The organism is Paramagnetospirillum caucaseum, from assembly GCF_000342045.1.
In the GTDB taxonomy this organism is placed as follows: Bacteria; Pseudomonadota; Alphaproteobacteria; order Rhodospirillales; family Magnetospirillaceae; genus Phaeospirillum; species Phaeospirillum caucaseum.
Genome location: NZ_AONQ01000029.1, coordinates 31,993 through 54,195 on the forward strand (window position 1 = coordinate 31,993; position 22,203 = coordinate 54,195).

Genomic DNA, 22,203 nt, shown 5'->3' on the forward strand with positions numbered 1-22,203 from the left:
GTCCTTACTCGGCGGCTGACTGGGCGGCGGCGGCGGTGATCACCGCCTCGACGATCTTCTTGTAGCCGGTGCAGCGGCACAGGTTGCCCTCGAGGCCGCGCTTGACCTCGTCCGGGCCGGCGTTGGGATGCTTGTCGAGCACGTGGCGGGACTGCACCACCATGCCCGGGGTGCAGAAGCCGCACTGGACGCCGCCCTTCTCGACGAAGGCCTGGCGCAGCGGGTCGGAGGCGCGGTCCACCGCCAGCCCCTCGATGGTGGTGACGGTCCGGCCGTCGAAATCCACGGCGAACATCAGGCAGGAATTGACCGAGACGCCGTCCACCAGGATGGTGCAGGCGCCGCACTCGCCCTCGCCGCAGCCGTACTTGGTGCCGGAAAGGCCCAGATGGTCGCGCAGCAGGGCCAGCGCGCTGGTTTCCGGCGGCACGGCCAGCCGGGTGGGGGTGCCGTTGACGACACAGGAAATCTCAACGAGAGACGACATCGCTCAGCACCTTTCCCAGGAGGTTGTGGATCAGCTCGCGGCGGTACCAGGCGCTGGCCCGCAGGTCGTCGATGGGCTTGACTTCGCCCTGGGCGGTGGCTGCCGCCTTGGCGATGATCGCGGCGTCGAGGGCGGCGCCCTCCAGCACCGCCTCGGTGGCGCGGCCGCGCATGGGCACCGGCCCCACCGCGCCGAACGCCACCCGCACGTCGGACAGCCGTCCGCCGTCCAGGGTGGCGGAAAAGCCGATGGACACCGCCGAGATGTCGAGCGCCGGCCGGGTGCCGAACTTGACGAAGCGCGACACGGTGCGCAGCCGGGGCAGGGGCAGCGACAGGGCGGTGATCAGCTCGTCGGGACGGCGCACGCTGCGGCCCGGCCCGGTGAAGAACTCGGCCATGGGCACCGAGCGGCGTCCGGTGGCCGAGGCCAGCTCCACCTCGGCGTCCAGCACCAGCAGCGGCACCAGGGTGTCGCCGGCCGGCGAGGCGTTGGCGACGTTGCCGCCGATGGTGCCCATGTTGCGCACCTGATCCGAGGCGAAGTGGTCGGCGGCCTCGGCCAGCAGCGGCACCGCCTTGGCGATGACGGGATTGTCCTTCAGCTCGTTGATGGTGACCAGTGCGCCGATGGAGATGCGGCCCTGGCCCACCTCCACCGCCCGCAATTCGGGGATGCGGCGGATGTTGAGCAGGATGGGGCGGAAGGCGACCTTGCCGGCATTGATTTGCGGCATCAGGTCGGTTCCACCGGCCAGGATGGTGGCGTTGCCGCCGGCCAACGCGGCAAGGGCGTCGTCGAGGCCGGCGGGGGCGAGGTAGCGTTCGATGGCGGTCATGCGCCTGGTCTTCCTTTTCCTCGGGGTTCAGAAAACGACGGGTTCGCGGTAGCGGCCGTAGACCGTCACCAGCCGGTCGGTGATCTCGCCGACGCTGGCATAGGCGCGGACCGCCTCGATCAGGGCGGGCATGACGTTGACCCCGGCCCGCGCGTCGGCCTCGACCCGGTCGAGCGCCGTCTGCACCTTGCGGCCGTCGCGTTCGGCCCGGATGGTGTCGAGCGCGGCGACCTGGGCCTTGGCGTCGTCTTCGTCATAGGGGTGGAACTCGACCTTGGCCTCTTCCTCCTCCATGCGGTAGCAATTGACGCCGACCTTGGGGAAGTCGCCCGATTCGATGCGCTTTTGCATCTGGTAGGCCTGGGCGGAGACGGCGGCCTGGGCCAGGCCTTGCGCCACCAGCGAGACGATGCCGCCGCGCCGGTCGATGTCGGCCATGGTCTCGACCATCTTGTCGCGCATCTGGTTGGTCAGCGTCTCGACGTACCAGGAGCCGCCCAGGGGATCGACCGTCTCGGTCAGCCCCATTTCCTCGATCAGCAGCTGCATGGTGCGCAACGATATGCGGGCCGAATGCTCGGTGGGGATGGTGTAGGCCTCGTCGTAGGAGCACAGCGCCATGGTCTGGGTGCCCGACAGCGCGCTGATCAGGGCGTAATAGGCGCCGCGCACGATGTTGAGTTCCGGCTGCTCCTTGGTCAGGCCGCCGCCGCCGCCGGCGGCGATCATGCGCATCCACATGGAGCCGGGGTCCTGGGCGCCGTATTCCTCCTTCATGATCTTGGCCCACAGGCCGCGGGCGGCGCGGAACTTGGCCACCTGCTCGAAGAGGTTGCCGAAGATGTTGAAGTTGAACGACAGGCGGCCGGCGAACTCGTCGATGTGCAGGCCGCGCTTCAAGGTCTCGTCGGCATAGGCCTTGGCGATGCAGAAGGCGTAGGCCATCTCCTGGGCCGGATTGGCCCCCGATTCGCGGATATGATAGCCGCAGACGCTGACCGGGCTGTATTTGGGGGCGTGCTGGGCGCAGTACTCGATGGTGTCGCCCACCAGCTTCATGGACGGCTCGACGGGGAAGATCCAGGTGCCGCGCCCGATGAACTCCTTCAGGATGTCGTTCTGGGCGGTGCCGCGCAGCTTAGCCACGTCGTAGCCGCGCTTTTCCGCCATCACCAGATACATGGCGATCAGGATGGCGGCCGAGCCGTTGACGGTCAGCGACACGGTGATCTGTTCGAGGTCGATGCCGTCGAAGGCCACCTCGAAATCCCTCAGCGTGTCCACCGCCATGCCGACGCGTCCGACCTCGCCCTCGGCCATGGGGGAATCGGAGTCGAAGCCGATCTGGGTGGGCAGGTCGAAGGCGACGTTGAGGCCGGTCTGGCCGTTGGCGATCAGGAACTTGAAGCGCTGGTTGGTGTCGGCGGCGTTGCCGAAGCCGGCGTATTGCCGCATGGTCCACGGCCGCTTGCGGTACATCTCGCCATGGATGCCCCGCGTGAAGGGGAACCTGCCCGGCTCGCCGACATGGTTGAACCCGCCGCTGGCCTCGACGTCGGCGGCGGTGTAGGCGGTCTTGATCTCGATGCCGGATTCGTTGACCACGCGGCGCGGCTTGTTCTGTCGCTCGCTCATTGCACCCGCTCCTTGATGAAGTCCGCGATGGCGGCGATTTTCGAACTGGTGGGGAAGATCCCGGTGAAGCCCAGGGCGCGCAGTTCGTCGAAATCGGCCGCCGGGATGTTGCCGCCGATCAGGCAGACCTTGTCGCCTAAGCCGCGTTCGTCGAGCAGCGGCCGCAGCTTGCGGCAGAACGGCAGGTGCGAGCCGGCCATGCTGGACAGGCCGATGACGTCGACGCCCTCCTCCAGGGCGGCGTTGGCCACGGCGATGGGGGTCTGGCGCAGGCCGGTGTAGATCACCTCGAACCCGGCGTCGATCAGGCCGCGGACCACGATCTTGGCTCCCTGGTCGTGGCCGTCCAGGCCGGGCTTGGCCACCAGGACACGGATACGGCGGTCACTCATGACGTCAGCTCCTTACCGATGATGAGCTTGAGGATTTCGCTGGTGCCTCCCCCGATCAGGGTGAAGCGGATGTCGCGCAAGTAACGCTGTACCGGGTATTCCATGGCGAAACCGTAGGAGGCCAGCACGCGGGCCGCCTGGTCGCAGGTCCGCGCCGCCGCCTCGGTGGCGAACAGCTTGGCCATGGCCGCCTGCTGGGCGTGGGGCCGCCCGGCATCCTTCAGCCATGCCGCATAGCGGACCAGCTGTTCGGCGGCTTCCAGGTCGGTGGCCATCTCGGCCAGCTTGAACGACACCGCCTGGAAGGCGGCGATGGGCTTGCCGAACTGCTTGCGCTCTCCGGCATAGCGGACCGCCTCGGCCAGGGCGGCGCGGGCGACGCCGTTGGCCATGGCCCCGGTGATGATGCGGATTTCCGAGAGGATCTTGCGCAGATGCCCTTCGCCGTCGCCCACCTCCTTGCTCAGCATGTGGCTGTCGGGGACGAAGCACTCGTCGAACGCCACCTCGGAGGTGGGCAGCGCCCACACCCCCATCTTCTCGATGGAGCGGCCCACCGTCAGTCCCGCCGAGCCCTTTTCCACCAGGAAGATGGTCAGCTTGCGCTCGGCGCCGGCGCGGGCGAACACCGTGAAGAAATCGGCCATGGGCGCCGAGGTGATCCAGGTTTTCTGGCCGCTGATCCTCCAGCCGCCGTCCACCTTGACGGCGGTGGTGGCGATGCCGCCCAGGTCCGAGCCGGCATTGGGCTCGGTCATGCAGATGGCGCCGATCTTCTCGCCCAGCAAAGCGGGGATCAGCAGGCGCTTGTGGATGTCGTCGTTGCCCAGCAGCCACAGGAAATTGGTGCCCATCAGCGCCTGCATGGCCGCCGCGCCGGCCAGGGACAGGGAGCCGCGGGCGATCTCGGCCAGGGCCAGGCAGAAGGTGGAAAGGTCGACGCCGGCGCCGCCCACTTCCTCGGGGTAGCGCATGGCGAAGAAGCCCAGCTCGCCCAGCTTGGCGAACAGCTCGCGGGGGAACTGGTGGGCCTCGTCCAGCGCGGCCGCCGCCGGAGCCACTTCGCGGTCGACGAAGCGGGCGAAGGTCTCCTGGATGGCGCGCTGGTCCTCGGAGAGGTCGAAATCCATGCCAGTCAGCCTTCCCAGCCGTAGGCGGCACGCGCCGCCTGCGCGGAGATGACGCCGTCCCTGACCTCGCGGCCCAGCAGCGCCCGGTCGCGCTTGACCGCCGGGCCATAGCCGCCGCCGCCGCCCGCCAACTGGCGGTAGACGGTGCCCTTGGGCACGCCGGTGATCAGGTCCTTGTTGCGCGGCACCACGCGGGTGCCGTCGGGATAGGTCAGCTCGATCAGGTTGAGCGTGCTGTCGCCGCCGCCGAACAGGCCGAAGGCCGGTTCGAAATCGCCGTCGCCGAAGGTCACCAGCTGGGTATCGTCGGAACCGATGGTGAAGATGGTCTCCACCCCCAATCCGCCGCGCCACTGGCCGGGACCGGCCGAGTCCACCAGGTATTCGTGCTTGACCAGCACATGCGGCGTGGTCTGCTCGAACATCTCGTAATCCTGGTCGAGCAAGCCGCCCGAGGCGTCGATCATGCCGATATGGTCGTAGCCGTCGGTGCCGTTCATGGCCCCCGAGCCGCCCTTCAGGCCCATGAAGCCGATATCCACGTACTTCTCGCCCTTTTCCGGATCGATGCCGGTGGTCAGCGAACACAGCAGGTTGTTCCAGCCGGCGGTGACCCGGTCGGGGATCACCGGGGCCAGGGCGCGGATAATGGCGTCGGCGTTGGGCGGGCACAGGTGGTTGCCGAAAGTGGTGGCCTTGGGATAGCTGGCGTTGAGGATGGTGCCCTCGGGGATGATGATCTCGATGGGCTGGATCATGCCCTCGTTGTGGGGAATGTCCGGGTTGACCATCTGCAGCAGGGTCAGCACCGTGGCCGAGGCCGACGAGGTGAAGGTGCCGTTGACGAAGCCGTCGGTCTGCGGATCAGTGCGGGTGTAGTCGAAGCGCACCTTGCGGTCCTCGACGGTGATGTCGACCCGGATGGTGAACTCGCTGCCCACGTGATGGCCGTCGTAATAGACCTTGCCCTCGCCGGAATAGCGGCCGTTGGGGATCTTGGCGATCTCGGCTTCCATCATGCGCCGCGTGGCGTCGAACAGGGCGACCTTGTGGGTCTTGAAGCTGCCCAGGCCGTACTTGCCCAGCAGTTCGAGGAAGCGGCGCTCGCCCACCGTGCAGGCCCCCATCTGGGCGCGCATGTCGTGCTGGACGATGTCGAGGCGGATGTTGGCGAAGATCAGGTCCCAGACGTCCTTGCGGAACACTCCCCTGTCATAGATCTTGACCGGCGGGATGCGCAGCGCCTCCTGCCACACTTCCTTGGCGTTGGGGTTGTAGCCGCCCGGCACGTTCCCGCCGATATCGGCCTGGTGGCCCTTGACGGCGGTCCAGCCCACCAGGGTGTCGCCCTGGAAGATGGGCTTGTAGACGGCGACGTCGTTGTTCTGGTTGCCCATGGAGAAGACGTCGTTGTGGAAGATGACGTCGCCGGGGTGAATGTCGCCCTCGAAGTACTTCAGGATGTACTTGCAGACGGGCGCCAGCGAGAACGCCAGGATCGGCAGGTTCTCGGTCTGCTCCAGCATGTTGCCCTCGGCGTCGTAGAGGCCGGTGACGAAGTCCTTGGCCTCGCACAGGATGGGCGAGCGGGTGGTCTTCTGGACCGAGATGCTCATCTCGTCGGTGATCGACTTGAAGGTGCGGGCGTAAACCGACAGCAGGATGGGATCGACGGCGGTCATGATGTTCAGGCCCCCTTCAGGATGTTGGCCACCAGGTCCTCGCGCCCCTTGCGGTACAGCGCGAACGAGCCGGTGCGGTCGCAGACCCCGTCGAACGAGGCCGAGACGAAGATGGCGGTGGTGATTTCCTCGATCATGGCCGGACCGGCGACCCGGTTGCCGTGCTTGAGCTTGTGGCCGTCATAGACGGGCACGTTGCGGAAGGCCTTGTCCTCGGGGACGTAGACCATGCGCTCGCCCTTGATGGCCGCCGAGCCGTCGGGGCCGGCATAGGGTTCGGCTCGGCCGGCGGGCTTGTCGGTGATGCCGACCGCCTGCACCCGGACATTGATGATCTCGGCCGGGACCTTCTGCTCCTCCAGCGAGTAGCCGTAGAGCCGGTTGTGCTCGGCGTGGAACAGACGGGTGATTGCGGCGGTGTCGCCCGCCTCGATCAGCGCCATGGGCACCTCGAACGACACCTCGTGGTATTGCTTGAGGTAGCGGCAATCCAGCTTGACGGCGATGCGGCGCCGCTCGGCGTTGATGCGCTCGGAGTCCAGCAACTGGTCGCCCTCCCGGGCCATCTCGGCGATCACCGCCTTCAGCCGGGGCCAGTCCAGGCCGTCGAGGCGCGAGACGAAGGTGCGCACGAAATCGTGCCGGATGTCGCCCATCAGCATGCCGTAGGCGCACAGCACCGAGGATTCGCGGGGAATGATCTGGAAGGGCATCTCCAGTTCCTCGGAGATCAGGCAGGAATGGATGGGGCCGGCGCCGCCGGCTACGATCATCGGGAATTCGCGCGGATCGAAGCCGCGCTTGATGGTCACCTCGCGCACGCCCTGGGCCATGTTGTTGCAGATGATGCGGTACATGCCCGCCGCCGCCTCGACCACCGACAGGCCCAGCGGCTTGGCGACATGCTCGGCGATGGCGCGCTCGGCGGCGGCCAGGTCGAGATTCATGCGGCCGCCGGCGAAGAAGCCGGGGTTGAGGTAGCCCAGCACCAGATTGGCATCGGTGGAGGTCGGCCTTGTCCCGCCCTTGCCGTAGCAGGCCGGGCCGGGATCGGCGCCCGCCGATTGCGGTCCCATGCGCAGCATGCCGCCCTCGTCGATCCAGCCGATGGAGCCGCCGCCGGCGCCGATGGTGTGGATGCCCAGCATGGGCAGCGCGATGCGGTGGCGCGCGATCTCGCCGTCATTGACCATGACGGGGGCGTCGACGGCCATGGAGGCCTCGAAGCTGGTGCCGCCCATGTCGGTGGTGATGCAGCGGTTCTGGCCGTGGACGTTGGCGTAGGCCAGGCCGGCACCGGGGCCGCCCGCCGGTCCCGACAGCAGGGTCAGCGCCGATTTCTCGCGCGCCACCTCGGGCGCCATGACGCCGCCGTTGGACTGGGTGATCAGCAGCAGGCCGTCGAAGCCGATTCCCTTCAGCCGTCCGGTCAGCTGGTCGAGATAGTGGCTGAGCTTGGGCCCCACATAGGAGTTGAGCGCCGTGGTGCTGATGCGGTCGTAGAAGCGGATGGACGGCAGCAGGTCGGTCGACACGGTGAGATAGGCCTGGGGCAGGTGCTTGCGCACCAGTTCGGCCGCCTGGCGCTCGTGGGCCGGATTGGCGAAGGCGTTCATGAAGCAGATGGCCACCGCCTCGACGCCTTCCTTCTTGAACAGCGCGATGGCCGCCTCGATGTCGGCCGGGGACAGGGGGGTCAGCTCGCGCCCGGCCCGGTCCATGCGCCCGCCGATTCCGACGCGCAGATAGCGTTCCACCAGCGGCGGCACGTTGGTGTAGCGGTTGTTGTACTGCTCCTCGCGGATGCCTCGGCGCATCTCCAGGGCGTCGCGCACGCCGGCGGTGGTGATCAGCCCGCACTTGGCCCCGGTATGGGTCAGGGTGGCGTTGGTGGTCACCGTGGTGCCGTGGACGATGGTGTCGATGGTCCGCACGTAGTCGGCCAGCGCCATGGCGGGCTTGCGGCTGGCGGCGATTTCCTCCAGGCCGGTCAGCACGGCGATGGACGGGTCGTGGGGGGTGGACAGGACCTTGTGGATCCTGGGCTCGCCCCCGGCTTCGGCGACGAAGAAGTCGGTGAAGGTGCCGCCGACGTCGATACCGATCTTTGTGCTCATGGGAACGGGTCTCCGGGCTTAAGGGGAGGAGGCCGGCGGCGTCTGGCGCGCCAGCTTGCGGATGTCGGCCTTGACCAGCTTGCCGATACTGGTGCGGGGCAGGTGGTCGGTGAAGATCACGGCGCGCGGGTGCTTGTAGCGGGCCACCTTGTCCTGGAAGAGGGCCAGGACCCCCTCCTCGGTCAGGCGTGCGCCCGGACGGGGCACCACCACCGCCACCGGAATCTCGCCCCAGCGCTCGTCGGGGCGGCCGACCACGGCGGCCTCCTCGATGTCGGGGCATTCGGTCAGGATGGCTTCCAGGGCGGCGGGGAAGATGTTCTCGCCGCCCGAGATGATCATCTCCTTCTTGCGGTCGTCGATGATCAGGAAGCCGTCGCCGTCCAGGTGGCCGATGTCGCCGGTGGCGAACCAGCCGTCCTTCAGGGCCGCCCTGGTGGCCGCCTCGTCGCGCCAGTAGCCGATCATGATGTTGCGGCCCTTGATCAGCACCTCGCCCGACTGGCCGGGGGCCACGTCGTTGCCGTCGCCGTCCACGAGGCGCATCTCGCAATGGACGGCGCAATGGCCGGCGACGCCGACCTTGCCGCTGTCGGCGACGCGCTGGAACACCGCCACCGGGCCGGTCTCGGTCGAGCCGAAGATCTGGATCACCGGAATGCCGCGCGCCTGGATGGTGCGCACCAGCCCGGCGGGAATGATGGTCGAGCCGGTGGTGATGCAGCGCAGGGCCGACAAATCGGCGGCGTTCCAGCCCGGTTCGGCCAGCAGCAGGTCCAGCTGGGTGGGAACCAGCACCGCCAGGGTGATGCGTTCGTCCACCAGGGTCCTGAGGGTGGTGGCGGCGTCGAAGCGGCGGTGCAGGGTGACGGTGGCGCCGGCATGCAGCGCCGGCATGGTCTGGATGTTCAGCCCGCCCACATGGAAGATGGGCAGGGTGGTCAGCACCCGGTCCTGGCTGGTCAGGTCGTGCATCTGGGTGCTGTTGACGGCGTTCCACAGCATACCGTCCTGGGTGTGGACGGCGCCCTTGGGCTGGCCGGTGGTGCCCGAGGTGTAGCACAGCAGCACCGGGTCGTCGTAGCGGCCTTCGCCGCCGCCCAGCAGGGGCGCGGCCTCGACCATGGCATCCCAGTCCAGCCAGCCGGCGCGCGGCCCGCCGGTGCAGGCCAGCCGGGGGCCGGTGACCACCACCTTCTTGGCGGCGATGGCGTCGGCGAATTCGGGCTCGACCACCAGCAGCGAGGGCTGGGAATCGGCCATCAGCGCCAGATGCTCCACCGGGGTGAGGCGCCAGTTGAGCGGGGTGAAGATGGCGCCGACGCGGGCGCAGGCGAACAGCAGGGCGATGCTTTCGGCGTTGTTGAGGCCCAGCCACGCCACCCGCTCGCCGCGCCGGATGCCCAGGGTGCCGGACAGGGCACCGCTGATGCGGGCGATGTGGCGGGCGAGGCCGCCATAGCTCAGCTCGGCGCCCTCGTAGCGCAGCGCCGGCTTGTCGGCGGAAAATCCGGCCCAGCGTTCGATCCAATCGGACAGGTTCATGGTCGTGTTTCCCTGTTGGGCTCAGGCCGGACGTTCATCGACCAGGATCACCACGGCCATGGCGGTGTCGCCGGCGGCGCAGCCGCTGAACAGGCCGTAGCCGCCGCCCCGGATCACCAGTTCCTCGATCAGCTCGATCACGCTCCTTGTGCCCATGGGCGCCTGGGGGTGCCCCCAGACCAGGGACGAGCCGAAATTGTTGAGATTGGCGATCTTGGTGCCGGTTTCCTCGGCGAAGACGATGTCGTTGACCGTGAAGGGATTGTGCAGCTTGACCGCCTTGACCTTGTCGATGCCGATGCCGGCCTGCTCCAGGGCGCGCTTGGCCGCCGGGACGGTGGCGCGGGGCATGAAGGCGGGTTCGACCCGTTCGAGGCCGAAGCCCATCAGCCGCACCCTGATCTTGGGGTCGCGGGACAGTTCGCGGGCCTTGCCCGGGGTGGCGACGATCAGACAGGCGTTGCCGTCGGCCGGATGGGTCTGGCCGCCGAAGGTCACGGTGCCGCCCTCCATCACCGGCTTCAGCGCCGCCAGCCCCTCGGGCGTCGAGCGGGTGACGCCCTCGTCGGCGGCCATGACCGCGGCGGTCTTGCGGAAATTGGGGGTGGGAACCTCGAAGGGCAGGGTCATGAAGCGCTTGAGGAAGGCGCAGTCGTCGGCCAGGGCGGCGGCGTACTGCTCCTCGCGCCGCAGCACCACCTCGTGCTGGCGCCTGGTGTCGACCTTGTAGCGGGCGGCGACGTTCTCGGCGGTGGCCAGCATGGACTTGGCGGTGAACGGGTCGTAGGAGAAGTTCTGCATCACCCAGTCCTCTGCGGTGCCGGTGCCGCCGGCCCCGCCGGGATCGGGGTAATACAGGTGCGGCCCGTTGGAGGTGCGGTCGCAGGTGGCCGACAGCGCCAGGGTGGCCAGCCCCGCCTGGATCTCCGTCGCCGCCGTCAGCAGGCAGCGCACGCCGGTGGCGCAGGCCTGCGACACCGCCGGCCCGCCCGCCTGGGGCGCGCCGATCATGCCCATCAGCCAGGGGGCGCCGTAGAAGCAGTGCTTCTGCGGCACCGAGGTGCCCAGCACCCCGAAATCGAACATTCCGGCGGGAATGTCGCGCCGCGCCAGTTCGGCCTTGGCCACATGGGCGGCGAATTCGATGGAATGGAGCCGCGCCAGGCTGCCCATCCACTTGGCGAAGGGGGTGGACCAGTAGCAGCCGTAGGGAATCTCGGCGAGATAGGCCATGGGGGCGCTCCTAGGCGGGCAGGGCGATGCGGGCCGACCCGGCCAGGGTCTGCTTGCCGTCCTGGTTGACGGCGGCGAGGTCGAGATCGACCACGTTCTCGCCGTTCTCCTGGGTCTTGGCGGTGACCACCCCCTTGCAGGTGATGGTGTCGCCGGGGAAGGCCATGGCGGTGAAGCGGGCCGAGAACGAGCGGATGGCCGATTGCGGCACCCAGCCGGTCAGCACCTGGCCCAGGAAGGCCATGGACAGCATGCCGTGGGCGATCACCCCGGGCAGCCCGCCCGAGCGGGCCTGCTCGTCATCCAGGTGGATGGGGTTGTGATCGCCCGAGGCACCGGCGAACAGGGCCAGCTGGGTACGGTCGATGGGCGGCTTGGCGAGGTCGGGAATGCTGTCCCCCACCTGGACGTCGGCAAAACGGATGGTCATGTGCCCCTCCTACCCCTGGCGGACGATTATTACGGTCCGTAAATTCGCCACCGGCCGCGTGTGCTGGTTTTTCAGCAGCGTTTCCGTGACGATGAAGCGCATGGCGCCGCCCTTCTTCTCGAAGGTCTCGACCACCCTCTGCACGCCGGTGATGGTGTCGCCGGCGCAGATGGGTTCGATGTAGTCGAAGATCTGCTCGCCGTGCATGGAGCGGGTCTTGTCCACCCCCAGATCCTCGAGGATCTTGAACGGCTGCTCGGCGTCCATGGCGATGGAGAAGGCGAAGGTCGGCGGGGCGGGAAGCGAGGCGTATCCAGCCTTTTTCGCCGCGTCGTCGTCCAGGTAGACGGGGTTGGATTCACCGATGGCCTTGGCGAAAAGCCGCAGGCGGCCCTTCTCGACATCCACGGTGAACGGGGCGTAGACTTTGCCTACAAGCTCTTCGGCTTTCACGGCGGTTCCTCCCTCTGATTCATGGCGGCCGCCCCGGATGTTTCCTCCGATTTCATCACCGCCGGACTGGGCCCGATCGATGTGCTGCCATTGTTTGAACGCTAAAAGAATTTTACGGTCCCGTAAATAGGATTTTTACGGCCCTGTAAAAAATTCCTTTGTGCGTTGCGGTGGTTCCAGGTAGGGTCTGGCTTAGGGCAAGATGTCAGGAATGGGTAGGGATGAGCCGACGGATTCAGATATTGAGGCGGGCCACCGAGGTGTTCGAACGCCAGGGGGTCAACCGCACGTCCATCGAGGACATCGCCAACGCGGTCGGCATCAAGCGCGAGGCCATCTACTATTACTTCAAGAGCCGCGCCGACATCCTGCTGAAGATCATCCTGCCCCAGAGCACCTCGCTGGTCATGGGGCTGGGGGCGATCATCAATTCCAACCTTCCCGCCGAGCAGAAGCTGGAAGCGGCCATCCGCAACCACCTGGACCGCTTCAATCCGAACTATCTGGAAATGACCGTGGCGCTGCGCGAGGACCATTTCCTCGAGGACGAGAGCAAGGCCGCCGAGCTGCGCGGGGTGTGGAACGAGTACACCCATCTGTGGACCCGCCTGATCGAGGAAGGCCAGGAGCACGGCATCTTCAAGCCCGGCCTGGACGCCCGCATGGTGGCCAACGGAATCCTCGGCATGTGCAACTGGATGTCGCGCTGGTACGACCCCGGCAAGTCCATTCCCATCGACAAGATCCTGGAGATCTTCTTCACCATGGTGGCGCACGGCATCGTCGATCCCGCCGCCGCGGCGTCCAGGCCCGCCGCCCCGAAGAAGCCGGCCCGGGCGCGCAAGGCCGCCCCCAAGGACTGACATTCCGCTCCGGTCCATATTTTTGGATTGACTACAAACTGCGCTGCGCCATATTATTTTAATCATAAACTATCTTGCCGCCGCGACGGTGGCCAGGGAGGGTGTGATGAAGATAGCCTGCATCGGCGGCGGCCCCGCGTCCTTGTACTTCGCCATCCTGATGAAGAAGCAGCGCCCCGACGCCACCATCCGGGTGATCGAGCGCAATCCGGCCAACGTCACCTGGGGCTTCGGCGTGGTGTTCTCGGACGCCACCATGGCCAATTTCGCCGACGCCGACCCGGATTCGTACCGCGAGATCACCGATGCCTTCGCCCACTGGGACGATATCGAGACCCATTACATGGGCCATGCCCTGGTGTCGCGCGGCCACGGCTTCGCCGGTCTTTCACGGCTGAAGCTTCTTCAGATCCTCGAGGCGCGGGCTTTGGCGCTGGGAGTGGAGGTGATCCACGATTCCAACGTCACCGGCATCGAGGAATACCGCTCCTGGGACCTGGTGGTGGCCGGTGACGGCATCAACAGCGTGGTGCGCGACCAGCACAAGGAGCATTTCGGCGTCGATATCGACCTGCGCCCCAACAAGTTCATCTGGCTGGGCACCTCGCGGCCGTTCGGGGCCTTCACCTTCTTCTTCCGCGAGAACGAGCACGGCCTGTTCCGTTCCCACTGCTACCAGTTCGAGGACGGGCGCTCGACCTTCATCATCGAATGCACCGAGGACACCTGGCGCCGGGCCGGGCTGGACCGCGCCGACGAGGCGGGCAGCGTCGCCTATTGCGAACGCCTCTACGCCGCCGAGCTGGAGGGGCACCGGCTGATCTCCAACAACTCCATCTGGCGCAGTTTCCCCCGGGTCAGGAACCGCCGCTGGCACCATGGCAACGTGGTGCTGATGGGCGACGCGCTGCATACCGCCCACTTCACCATCGGCTCGGGCACCAAGCTGGCCATGGAGGACGGCATCGCGCTCGCCGCCGCCCTGGCCGCCAATCCCACCCTGGAGACGGCCCTGGACGCCTTCGAGCGCGAGCGCCGCCCGGTGGTGGAAAGCCTGCAGCGCGCCTCCCAGGTCAGCATGGAATGGTTCGAGCAGACCGAGCGCTATCACGGCCGCCTGGAGCCGATCCAGTTCAACTTCTCCATGCTGACCCGCTCGCTGCGCATCACCTATGACAACCTGCGGCTGCGCGATCCCCAATACGTGGACGGCATCGAGCGCTGGTTCGCCGTCCAGGCGGCGGCCCAGGTGGGCGCCGCCGCCCCCGACCGGCCGACGCCGCCCATGTTCACGCCGTTCCAGCTGCGCGGCATGACGCTCGCCAACCGGGTGGTGGTGTCGCCCATGTGCATGTACTCGGCCGAGGACGGCGCCATCGGCGACTTCCATCTGGTCCATCTGGGCAGCCGCGCCATGGGCGGGGCCGGTCTGGTGATCGCCGAGATGACCGACGTCAGTCCGGAAGGCCGCATCACGCCCGGCTGCGCCGGTCTCTACAAGCCCGAGCACGCGGCGGCCTGGAAGCGGGTCTGCAACTTCGTCCACGCCAACAGCCAGGCTAAGATCGCCGTGCAGCTGGGCCATGCCGGGCGCAAGGGTTCGACCAAACTGATCTGGGACGGTATGGACCAGCCCCTGGAGCACGGCAACTGGCCGGTGATGGGACCGTCGCCCATTGCCTACCGCCCGGTCAATCAGGTCCCCAAGGCCATGGACCGCGCCGACATGGACAAGGTGGTGGCCGATTTCGTCCACGCCACCCGTCTGGCGGAGGAGGCCGGCTTCGACATGGTCGAGGTCCATTTCGCCCACGGCTACCTGCTGTCCACCTTCCTGTCGCCGCTGACCAACCGGCGGACCGACGAATACGGCGGCAGCCTGGAGAACCGCATGCGCTTCCCGCTGGAGGTGTTCCGGGCGGTGCGGGCGGTCTGGCCGGCGGACAAGCCCATCTCGGTGCGCATTTCCGCCACCGACTGGGCCGAGGGCGGCTTCACGCCGGAAGACGGGGTGGAGGTGGCACGCCGCCTGAAGGAGCTGGGCTGCGACATCATCGACGTCTCGGCCGGTCAGGTGGTGGCCGAGCAGAAGCCGGTCTACGGCCGCCTGTTCCAGACCCCCTTCGCCGACCGTATCCGGCTGGAGGCGGGCATCCCCACCATGACGGTGGGCAACGTCCAGTCCCATGCCGACGTCAACACCATCTTAGGCGCGGGCCGCGCCGATCTGTGCGTGCTGGCCCGCACCCATCTGTACGATCCCTACTGGACCCGCCACGCAGCCGCCGAGCAGGGCTACGCCATGCCCTGGCCCCGGCAGTACGCCTCCATCGACGGCTTCGTGCCCCGGTCGGGCTAAAGCGTGATGCCTTAAATGCGCATCACGCTTTAGCTTTATTTGTTTTGCCCTCCGCCAGCCTCGCGCAGCTTACCGCCGACGCTGCTACCGACATACAAGGCTCAGCGTTCTAAGAGCAAAGGGCCGCGCGCCTTATGGCAAAGGGGAGCGAGTGGGCGGGCTAATCCAGCAGCCCCCCCACGCCCATGTCCATGATGTCGCGGCCTTCGACCGGAATGTCGGCCATGATCCGGCGCAGGATCAGGTCCAGGCCGTTCAGCGCCCCGGAGCGGGCGCAACTGGGCAGGACCAGCACCGGCACCGGCCCGATGCGGGCGAGCAGCAGCATGTTGCCCGGCTCCGCCGGCATGCCGAAATGCACGATGACGCCGCCGGCCCGCGTGATGGCGGCCGGCACCGTGTCGCGGCGGTCGGTGGTCACCAGGGCGCCGGAAATCAGTAGAATCTCGCACCCGCCGTCCAGTGCCTGGGCGATGGCCCGGTCCAGCGCCTCGGGCCGGTGGGGGCAGCGGATCTCCTGGTCCAGCCCGCCGCCCAGGTCCTCGACCCGCCGGTGGGTGACGGCCACGGCGGTGTCCAGGCTGGCGGGGCTGATGCCGGGCAGGGTGGTGAGAATCATGCCGACCCGCCGGGCGCGGAACGGTCTGACCGCGACGGGGGGCCTGGCCTTGCCGGCGGCGGCGGCGCAGGCGTGGACGGTTCCGGCCGCCACCGCGAAGGGGATGATCTTGACGGTGGCGACGCGCTGACCCGGCTTGACCACCGACCAGGGGGCGACGGTGGCCGCCGTCACCGCCTCGTCCACCCGGTTCAGGCGGCCGACACGGCTGGAATCGATCTCCAACACGCCATGATGGCGGGCGAACAGGTTGCAGCGCCCGGTGGAGGCGGGGCCGAGCCCGATGCCGTCGCCGGCCAGGGCCTGGGCCACCGCCCGCGCCGCCTGGTTCTCGTCCAGGTCCCCCGGCTCGACGGTGCAGCCGGTCACCCCGGACAGGCCGGCGGCCCGCAAGGCCTCCACCTCGGCGGGGCCGAGCCGGCGGCCCTTGATCAGCTTGCCGGTCTCCAGGACCATGGTGTGGGCCAGGATCAGGCCCTCGGCCCGTTCGAGCGGAACCTCGCCGAAAATCATGGTCCGGTCCCCCGGGGCAGGCTGGGGGCCAGCAGGAAGCGGCCGTAGAGGGCGAGATAGACGGCGATGGCCGCCGCCCACAGCATGGCCGAGGCGGCCAGGACGGCGCCGCTGCCGGCCATCACCCGCAGCAGGGCGGCCAGCCCCATGCCGGCGAAGCCGGCGACCATGACGGCGGAAAGACGCAGGTCGCGGCCGGTATGCTTGAGCGCCACCCGGGTCATCAGGCTGAGCTTGGTCAGGCCCATGGCGCCGATGGTGAAGGCGTGCACCGCCGCCGAGGGCGCGATGGCGGCGCCCAGCGCCGCCGCCGCCTGCAGCCCCAGCGAGAGGATCAGGCCGGCGTAGCCGGCATGCATGGCGGCCAGCATGGGCGAGGCGAGGACGGCGCCGCTTCGCCACGAGGCCATGCGCAGCGCGTGGATCAGGGCGGTGGCCAGGGCCGCGCCGCCGGTGGCCGCATTCCCCAGGCCGGCCAGTTCGGTGGCGGCGGTGACCAGCAGCGCTGCCGGGGCCAGCGCCTCCAGGGGGCGGCGAAAGCCGATGACGACGCCGGGGCCGGGAGCCTGCCCGCGCAGGTGGGATTCGGTGAAGATGGGGGTCAGCAGGCCGCCGACGAAGCTGAACAGCACCATCAGGGCGTAATAGGCGGTGCGGATGCCGATATGGGCCAGGTCCGGGGCCGCCCGCAGCACACCCAGGTGGAAGGCCAGATTGCCCAGCGCCAGCATGGCCAGGATGGGAATCAGCAGGCGGTAGAGCCGGTTGGCGACCGTCCACACCTGCCGCCCGGCCACCGCCAGCAGCAGCGGCACGAAAACCATGTCGAGCAGGGCGGTCGCCAGGGGCGGCAACTGCGCCGCCGCCAGGATGCCGGCCCGCCCCAATCCCCAGGCGCCGACCAGCAGCATCAGCAGGCGGCCCTGGACCGCCGCCGTTCCGGCCCAACTGGGCAGGGCGGTCAGGATGAAGCCGCCGCACAGGGCGGCGACGAAGCCGAAGATCATCTCGTGGGCGTGCCACAGCGCCCGGTCGTAGGGCAGGGCGAGCCGGCCGCCGAACTGCCCGGCGGCCCACAGGCCCAGCGCCAGCAGGCCGTAGAGGCAGCCGGCCAGATAGAACGGCCGGAAGCCGCTGCTCCACAGCGGCGGGGGGGATCGGGATGCGCCCGGATCGGGCCGCACGGACATTGGCTGACGCTCCATTCCGCCTTGACGGCTGACAAGAAACTTTATGCTTGAATTATCTCGAATTCAACGGCGATCATGGAAATCCGGGAAACGGGACCCCACCTCGAAATGACCGGGAGCGGACGGCGGCCGCCTTCCGTGGTTTAGGCCTAAAGCGGCGTGGGGGATGCCGTGTGGAGAGGAGGTCGCGGAGATGACGGAATCCCTTGGCCGTTCGGCCTATCTGGACAGTTTTGCCCGTGACAGCCTGCCGCCCGGCGATCTGTGGCCGGTCATGGACCCGGCCCGGCCACCGCTCTGCGACTATCCCGCCAGCCTCAACATCGGCACGGCGCTGCTGGACGACGCGGTGGCAGCGGGGCGGGGGGACCGTCCGGCGGTGTTCTACGGCGACCGGGTGTGGACCTACGCCGACCTGCGCGACCAGGCCAACCGGATCGCCAACGTCCTGACCCGCGGCATGGGGCTGGTTCCCGGCAACCGCGTGCTGCTGCGCGGGCCCAACACCCCCATGCTGCTGGCCGCGTGGTTCGGCGTGGTCAAGGCGGGGGGAATCTGCGTCGCCACCATGCCGCTGCTGCGTGGCCGCGAGCTGGCCTATATCGCCGCCAAGGCCAAGGTCAGCCACGCGCTGTGCGACATCCGCTTCGCCGGGGAACTGGACATCGCCCGGTCCGAATCGCCCGGCATGGTCCATCTCGCCCATTTCAGCGCCCTGGGCGACGGGGCGGAAAGCCTGGACAAGGCCATGGCGGCGGAGGCGGTGACCCATGCCGACGTGCCGACCTCGGCGCTGGACGTGGCGCTGATCGCCTTCACCTCGGGGACCACCGGTCCGGCCAAGGCCACCATGCATGTGCACCGCGACCTGCTGGCGGTCTGCGACTGTTTCCCGCGCCATGTGGCGGGGGTGAGGGAGGACGACCGTTTCTGCGGCTCGCCGCCCCTGGCCTTCACCTTCGGGCTGGGGGCGCTGGCCCTGTTCCCGCTGCGGGCCGGGGCCTCGGTGGTGCTGGTGGAAAGCTTCACGCCGGAAACCATGCTGAAGACCATCCAGGACTACCGGGTCACCGGGCTGTACACCGCGCCCACCGCCTATCGCGCCATGACCGGGCTGTCCATCGACTGGGATCTCTCGTCGCTCCGGATGTGCGTGTCGGCGGGCGAGCACCTGCCGCTCGCCACCTCCAACGGCTGGCATCAGGCCACCGGCCTGCGGATCATCGACGGCATCGGCAGCACCGAGTTGCTGCACATCTTCATCTCGGCGGCGGGCGACGACATCCGGCCCGGTTCGACCGGCAAGGCGATCTTCGGCTACGAGGCGCGGATCATCGACGCCGAGGGCAACCCGGTGCCGCCGGGCACGCCGGGCCGTCTGGCGGTGCGCGGGCCGACCGGCTGCCGCTATCTCGGCGATCCCGAACGCCAGCGCAAATACGTGGCCGACGGCTGGAACATCACCGGCGACGTCTACACCATGGATGAGGACGGCTATTTCTGGTACCAGGCCCGCTCCGACGACATGATCGTCTCGGCCGGCTACAACATCTCGGGCCCCGAGGTGGAGGGCGTGCTGATGGAGCATCCCAAGGTGGCCGAATGCGCCGTGGTCGGCCTCGCCGACGAGGAACGCGGCCAGGTGGTCTCCGCCTTCGTGGTGCTGAAGGACCCCGCCGACGGGGGCGACGCCCTGGTCCAGGAACTGCAAGCCTTCGTCAAGGGGCGGATCGCGCCTTACAAGTATCCGCGCCGGGTGAAGTTCGTCCACGTCCTGCCGCGCACGCCCACCGGCAAGCTGCAGCGCTTCGCGCTTCGGGATCTGTGATCACCCGGCGGAAGGGTCTTCGTCGCCGCGGGGATGCTTCGGCGCCGCGGCCACCGAGGATTTCAGCTTGCCGAGCAGCGTCTGCAATTGCCGCAGCTCGGCGTCGCTCAGCCCGGCCATGGCTTGGGTGACCCAGGTCTGGTTGGCCGGGGCCATGCTGGAAAACATCTTGTTGCCCTTGGGGGTGAGGCGGACCCACTGGACGCGGCGGTCGTCCTCGTCCTGCAGCCGGTCCACCAGCCCCTCGTCCACCAGCCGGGTGATCAGGCCGGTGACGTTGCCGTTGGTCACCATCAGCCGGGCGGAGATCTCCCCCATGGTCAGCCCCCCCGGCGAGCGGTAGAGCTGCGACAGCAGGTCGAAGCGCGGCAGGGTCGAGGCGAAGGATTCGCGCAGGTTGGTGCGCACCACCGCCTCGATCTGCTTGACCGAGCTGAACAGGGCCAGCCACACCCGCAAGGGCAGAAGCTGGTCGTCCGGGATGCCGGCCTCGATGGTGGCGGGATCATGCATGGCGCTCACTCGCTCTGAGGGTGATTGAGACATAAAGCTCCGTGCCCGCCTGATCAAGGTCAATTTTCATACTCCTGGCAATACCACCGTTCCGCCCATGCTCCCCGACCGGCGCCGGGGGCGGCGTGACGGGTTGATCCGGCATTATATTTTATGTATAAACTATCTCGCGGGGCGCCGACGCCCTATCCGAATCCCTTCACGGTGTGGAGCCGAAGCCATGAGCGCCGAAGTCATCAAGGAAATGTCCATGGTCAAGCAGAAGGCGATGATCGCCCGAAACTACGACCTGCTGACCAGCACGCGGGACCACGGCCGCAAGGTGGTCTCGACCTTCGTTCCCGGCAATCTCAACGAGCTGATCATGTCGTTCGGCATGCTCAACAACCTGCCGGAGATCAACGCCATCCAGGGCGGCCTGCGCAAGCAGTCGGGCGCCTACATCATGGATGCCGAAAAGAACGGGCATTCCGAGGACGTCTGCACCTATGTGAAGGCCGATATCGGCATGATGGGGCGCGGCAACCTGGCGCCCAACGGCCAGCCGTTCCCGGCGCCCGACATGCTGCTGCTCAGCTATACCGGCTGCTACACCTTCATGAAGTGGTTCGAACTGCTGCGCGAGGAGTACAGGTGCCCGACCGCCATGCTGCATGTCCCCTACGAGGGGGACGGGCATTCGACCAAGAATATGCGCGACTACATCGTCAAGCAGCTGAAAGAGGTGGTCATCCCCACCATGGAGCAGGTGTCGGGGGTCAAGTTCGACATCGACCGCCTGCGCGAATGCCTGAAGCTGTCGGCCAAGGCCGAGGAGGATCTGGTCTGGGTGCTGCAAAGCGCCAAGAACAAGCCGTCGCCCATCGACGCCTATTTCGGCGCCGTCTACTACGTCGGCCCGATCTTCACCGCCTTCCGCGGCACCCAGGACGCGGTGGAGTTCTACCAGATCCTGCGGGCCGAGATCGAGGAACGCATCCGCCTGGGCAAGGGGCCGGTCACCCCGGAGGGCGAGATGGGGCCGGAGCGTTATCGCCTCGTCACCGAAGGCCCGCCCAACTGGACCCATTTCCGCGAGTTCTGGAAGATGCTCTATGACGAGGGCGCGGTGGCGGTGGCCAGTTCCTACACCAAGGTCGGCGGCGTCTATGATTACGACGGCTTCCGCCACGACCCCGACCATCCCCTGGAGAGTCTGGCCGATTACTGCCTGGGCTGCTACACCAACCGCAACCTGCCCGAGCGCATCGACATGCTGTCCAAGTACGTGCAGGATTACGAGGCCGACGGCCTGCTGATCAACTCCATCAAGAGCTGCAACAGCTTCGCCGCCGGCCAGTTGATGATCATGAAGGAAGTGGAGAAGCGCACCGGCAAGCCCGGCGCCTTCGTCGAGACCGATCTGGTCGATCCCCGCTATTTCTCGGCGGCCAACGTCAAGAACCGTCTGGAAAGCTATTTCCAGATGATCGAGCAGAAGCGGCGCGGCGGCGGTTCCGTCCCGCTGGCCGCCGCCCAGTAGGAGATCGGACGATGATACGCATTCTCGCTCCCGGCCATTGGCCGAAGCCGCGCGGCTATTCCGACGGCATGGCGGCCAGAGGCACCGTGGTGGCTATCGCCGGGCAGGTGGGGTGGACGCCGGAGCGCCGCCTCGCCGGGCCGGATTTCGTGTCCCAGGCCGCCCAGGCGCTGGACAACATCCGCACCGTCCTGGCCGAGGCGGGCGGCAAGCCCGAGCACATCATCCGCATGACCTGGTTCGTCACCAGCAAGTCGGCCTATCTCGCCGACCGCGAAGGCCTGGGCGAGGCCTACCGCTCGGTGATGGGCAAGCACTATCCGGCCATGACGGCGGTCCAGGTGGTCGCCCTGATGGTCCAGGACGCCCTGGTGGAAATCGAGGCCACGGCGGTAATCCCGGATTCGTGACGCCGCCCCGGGGCGGCAGGACAAGAACCTAAGGGGCCGGCCTGTTTCAGGCCGGCCCCGTTCCGTCTCGTCACGCTCTGGGATGCCTCCGCCGGCTGTTCAAAAATCGGTCTCGCCGCATACGGATCGGCCTTCATATTTAGTAATTGGTAGAGTTACGTATGCTACACTGTCGTATGGCTTTAGGGATTCCCGCCGCGCGGCTGGGGCCGCGGTGGCCGGGAATTGGGAAGGCGGAGCGATATGTCGGCTGGAACGGACGGTCAGAATAACGGCTCGGGTGGCGAGCGTACGCTGTTTGACGACTTGACGGTTCTGGCCCAGTCGGCGCCGTCCGGCGGGGCGTTCGACCGGCCCGTCTCCCATCTCCCGCGAGGGCGAGGGCGGCAATGAGGACGCCCTGAGCAACAATCTGTCTTCGCTGTCCACCGTCCATTCCGGTTC

19 protein-coding genes and 1 pseudogene are annotated in these 22,203 nt (G+C 67.7%); 5 read left to right on the forward strand and 15 right to left on the reverse strand.

The features are described 5' to 3' along the window. Positions 1-4: 4 nt before the first annotated feature. The 12 genes and pseudogenes from H261_RS12080 to H261_RS12130 form a co-directional block, all read right to left on the reverse strand. On the reverse strand, positions 5-487 hold the full coding sequence (locus H261_RS12080; RefSeq protein WP_008617846.1) for a (2Fe-2S)-binding protein: 483 nt from the start codon (positions 485-487) through the stop codon (positions 5-7). Continuing rightward, positions 471-1,325, reverse strand: a complete 855-nt coding sequence (locus H261_RS12085; protein WP_008617847.1) for an FAD binding domain-containing protein — start codon at positions 1,323-1,325, stop codon at positions 471-473. Before H261_RS12085 ends, H261_RS12080 begins: the two co-directional genes overlap by 17 nt. A gap of 27 nt (positions 1,326-1,352) precedes the next feature. Then, complete coding sequence (locus H261_RS12090) at positions 1,353-2,960, reverse strand: acyl-CoA mutase large subunit family protein (RefSeq protein WP_008617848.1); 1,608 nt, start codon at positions 2,958-2,960, stop codon at positions 1,353-1,355. After that, positions 2,957-3,352 carry a cobalamin B12-binding domain-containing protein gene (locus H261_RS12095; RefSeq protein ID WP_008617851.1) on the reverse strand — a complete coding sequence of 132 codons (396 nt, stop codon included), beginning with the start codon at positions 3,350-3,352 and terminating at the stop codon, positions 2,957-2,959. The genes H261_RS12090 and H261_RS12095 overlap by 4 nt, the downstream gene beginning before the upstream one ends. Further along, positions 3,349-4,482, reverse strand: coding sequence for a benzylmalonyl-CoA dehydrogenase (gene iaaF / locus H261_RS12100; RefSeq protein WP_008617852.1), 1,134 nt, complete (start codon positions 4,480-4,482; stop codon positions 3,349-3,351). The genes H261_RS12095 and iaaF overlap by 4 nt, the downstream gene beginning before the upstream one ends. A gap of 5 nt (positions 4,483-4,487) precedes the next feature. Beyond that, positions 4,488-6,164, reverse strand: a complete 1,677-nt coding sequence (locus H261_RS12105) for a hydantoinase B/oxoprolinase family protein (RefSeq protein ID WP_008617853.1) — start codon at positions 6,162-6,164, stop codon at positions 4,488-4,490. Positions 6,165-6,169: 5 nt separating this feature from the next. Next, positions 6,170-8,281: a hydantoinase/oxoprolinase family protein gene (locus tag H261_RS12110; protein WP_008617854.1), complete on the reverse strand. Its 2,112-nt coding sequence runs from the start codon at positions 8,279-8,281 to the stop codon at positions 6,170-6,172. A gap of 18 nt (positions 8,282-8,299) precedes the next feature. Next, positions 8,300-9,826, reverse strand: a complete 1,527-nt coding sequence (locus tag H261_RS12115) for a class I adenylate-forming enzyme family protein (protein WP_008617855.1) — start codon at positions 9,824-9,826, stop codon at positions 8,300-8,302. A 21-nt stretch (positions 9,827-9,847) separates the two neighbouring features. After that, positions 9,848-10,213 carry a beta-ketoacyl-[acyl-carrier-protein] synthase family protein gene (locus tag H261_RS26720; protein WP_407636091.1) on the reverse strand — a complete coding sequence of 122 codons (366 nt, stop codon included), beginning with the start codon at positions 10,211-10,213 and terminating at the stop codon, positions 9,848-9,850. Between the two features lie 111 nt (positions 10,214-10,324). Then, positions 10,325-11,059: pseudogene (locus tag H261_RS26725) on the reverse strand (thiolase family protein); the annotation flags it as partial. Positions 11,060-11,069: 10 nt separating this feature from the next. Further along, positions 11,070-11,489: a MaoC family dehydratase gene (locus H261_RS12125; RefSeq protein WP_008617859.1), complete on the reverse strand. Its 420-nt coding sequence runs from the start codon at positions 11,487-11,489 to the stop codon at positions 11,070-11,072. 9 nt (positions 11,490-11,498) lie between these two features. Then, entirely contained in the window at positions 11,499-11,942 is a 444-nt protein-coding gene (locus tag H261_RS12130; RefSeq protein ID WP_008617861.1) for a MaoC family dehydratase N-terminal domain-containing protein, read from the reverse strand. Between the two features lie 221 nt (positions 11,943-12,163). On the opposite strand from H261_RS12130, the gene H261_RS12135 reads away from it, so the two are divergent. Together H261_RS12135 and H261_RS12140 are read left to right on the forward strand one after the other, a co-directional pair. Continuing rightward, positions 12,164-12,805: a TetR family transcriptional regulator gene (locus H261_RS12135; RefSeq protein ID WP_081608921.1), complete on the forward strand. Its 642-nt coding sequence runs from the start codon at positions 12,164-12,166 to the stop codon at positions 12,803-12,805. 106 nt (positions 12,806-12,911) lie between these two features. Then, the gene (locus H261_RS12140; RefSeq protein ID WP_008617863.1) at positions 12,912-15,164 is read left to right on the forward strand and encodes a bifunctional salicylyl-CoA 5-hydroxylase/oxidoreductase; all 2,253 of its coding nucleotides are present in this window, start codon (positions 12,912-12,914) and stop codon (positions 15,162-15,164) included. A gap of 160 nt (positions 15,165-15,324) precedes the next feature. On the opposite strand, the gene H261_RS12145 is transcribed toward H261_RS12140, so the two are convergent. Both H261_RS12145 and H261_RS12150 read right to left on the reverse strand, forming a co-directional pair. Then, positions 15,325-16,296, reverse strand: a complete 972-nt coding sequence (locus H261_RS12145) for a molybdopterin-binding protein (RefSeq protein ID WP_008617864.1) — start codon at positions 16,294-16,296, stop codon at positions 15,325-15,327. Beyond that, positions 16,293-17,486 (reverse strand): NnrS family protein, encoded by a 1,194-nt coding sequence (locus tag H261_RS12150; RefSeq protein WP_008617865.1) that lies wholly within the window; start codon positions 17,484-17,486, stop codon positions 16,293-16,295. Before H261_RS12150 ends, H261_RS12145 begins: the two co-directional genes overlap by 4 nt. A 193-nt stretch (positions 17,487-17,679) precedes the next feature. Between H261_RS12150 and H261_RS12155 the strand changes: the two genes are divergently transcribed. Next, positions 17,680-19,314 (forward strand): AMP-binding protein, encoded by a 1,635-nt coding sequence (locus H261_RS12155; protein ID WP_008617871.1) that lies wholly within the window; start codon positions 17,680-17,682, stop codon positions 19,312-19,314. Here H261_RS12155 and H261_RS12160 read toward each other — a convergent pair whose 3' ends face one another. Beyond that, positions 19,315-19,827 carry a MarR family winged helix-turn-helix transcriptional regulator gene (locus tag H261_RS12160; RefSeq protein ID WP_008617885.1) on the reverse strand — a complete coding sequence of 171 codons (513 nt, stop codon included), beginning with the start codon at positions 19,825-19,827 and terminating at the stop codon, positions 19,315-19,317. Positions 19,828-20,047: 220 nt separating this feature from the next. Between H261_RS12160 and bcrB the strand changes: the two genes are divergently transcribed. Further along, positions 20,048-21,349: a benzoyl-CoA reductase subunit B gene (bcrB, locus tag H261_RS12165; protein WP_008617886.1), complete on the forward strand. Its 1,302-nt coding sequence runs from the start codon at positions 20,048-20,050 to the stop codon at positions 21,347-21,349. Between the two features lie 11 nt (positions 21,350-21,360). Then, positions 21,361-21,759: a RidA family protein gene (locus H261_RS12170; RefSeq protein WP_008617887.1), complete on the forward strand. Its 399-nt coding sequence runs from the start codon at positions 21,361-21,363 to the stop codon at positions 21,757-21,759. The last annotated feature ends 444 nt before the right edge of the window (positions 21,760-22,203 follow it).

Excerpts from the sequence above, each read along its gene's own strand:
- H261_RS12155 (WP_008617871.1), top strand. The coding sequence starts at position 17,680 with ATGACGGAATCCCTTGGCCGTTCGGCCTATCTGGACAGTTTTGCCCGT.
- H261_RS12170 (WP_008617887.1), top strand. The coding sequence starts at position 21,361 with ATGATACGCATTCTCGCTCCCGGCCATTGGCCGAAGCCGCGCGGCTAT.
- H261_RS12145 (WP_008617864.1), bottom strand. The coding sequence starts at position 16,296 with ATGATTTTCGGCGAGGTTCCGCTCGAACGGGCCGAGGGCCTGATCCTG.
- H261_RS12090 (WP_008617848.1), bottom strand. The coding sequence starts at position 2,960 with ATGAGCGAGCGACAGAACAAGCCGCGCCGCGTGGTCAACGAATCCGGC.
- H261_RS26720 (WP_407636091.1), bottom strand. The coding sequence starts at position 10,213 with ATGGGCTTCGGCCTCGAACGGGTCGAACCCGCCTTCATGCCCCGCGCC.
- H261_RS12095 (WP_008617851.1), bottom strand. The coding sequence starts at position 3,352 with ATGAGTGACCGCCGTATCCGTGTCCTGGTGGCCAAGCCCGGCCTGGAC.
- iaaF (WP_008617852.1), bottom strand. The coding sequence starts at position 4,482 with ATGGATTTCGACCTCTCCGAGGACCAGCGCGCCATCCAGGAGACCTTC.
- H261_RS12115 (WP_008617855.1), bottom strand. The coding sequence starts at position 9,826 with ATGAACCTGTCCGATTGGATCGAACGCTGGGCCGGATTTTCCGCCGAC.
- H261_RS12140 (WP_008617863.1), top strand. The coding sequence starts at position 12,912 with ATGAAGATAGCCTGCATCGGCGGCGGCCCCGCGTCCTTGTACTTCGCC.
- H261_RS12080 (WP_008617846.1), bottom strand. The coding sequence starts at position 487 with ATGTCGTCTCTCGTTGAGATTTCCTGTGTCGTCAACGGCACCCCCACC.
- H261_RS12135 (WP_081608921.1), top strand. The coding sequence starts at position 12,164 with ATGAGCCGACGGATTCAGATATTGAGGCGGGCCACCGAGGTGTTCGAA.
- H261_RS12125 (WP_008617859.1), bottom strand. The coding sequence starts at position 11,489 with ATGACCATCCGTTTTGCCGACGTCCAGGTGGGGGACAGCATTCCCGAC.
- H261_RS12105 (WP_008617853.1), bottom strand. The coding sequence starts at position 6,164 with ATGACCGCCGTCGATCCCATCCTGCTGTCGGTTTACGCCCGCACCTTC.
- H261_RS12085 (WP_008617847.1), bottom strand. The coding sequence starts at position 1,325 with ATGACCGCCATCGAACGCTACCTCGCCCCCGCCGGCCTCGACGACGCC.
- bcrB (WP_008617886.1), top strand. The coding sequence starts at position 20,048 with ATGAGCGCCGAAGTCATCAAGGAAATGTCCATGGTCAAGCAGAAGGCG.
- H261_RS12110 (WP_008617854.1), bottom strand. The coding sequence starts at position 8,281 with ATGAGCACAAAGATCGGTATCGACGTCGGCGGCACCTTCACCGACTTC.
- H261_RS12150 (WP_008617865.1), bottom strand. The coding sequence starts at position 17,486 with ATGTCCGTGCGGCCCGATCCGGGCGCATCCCGATCCCCCCCGCCGCTG.
- H261_RS12160 (WP_008617885.1), bottom strand. The coding sequence starts at position 19,827 with ATGCATGATCCCGCCACCATCGAGGCCGGCATCCCGGACGACCAGCTT.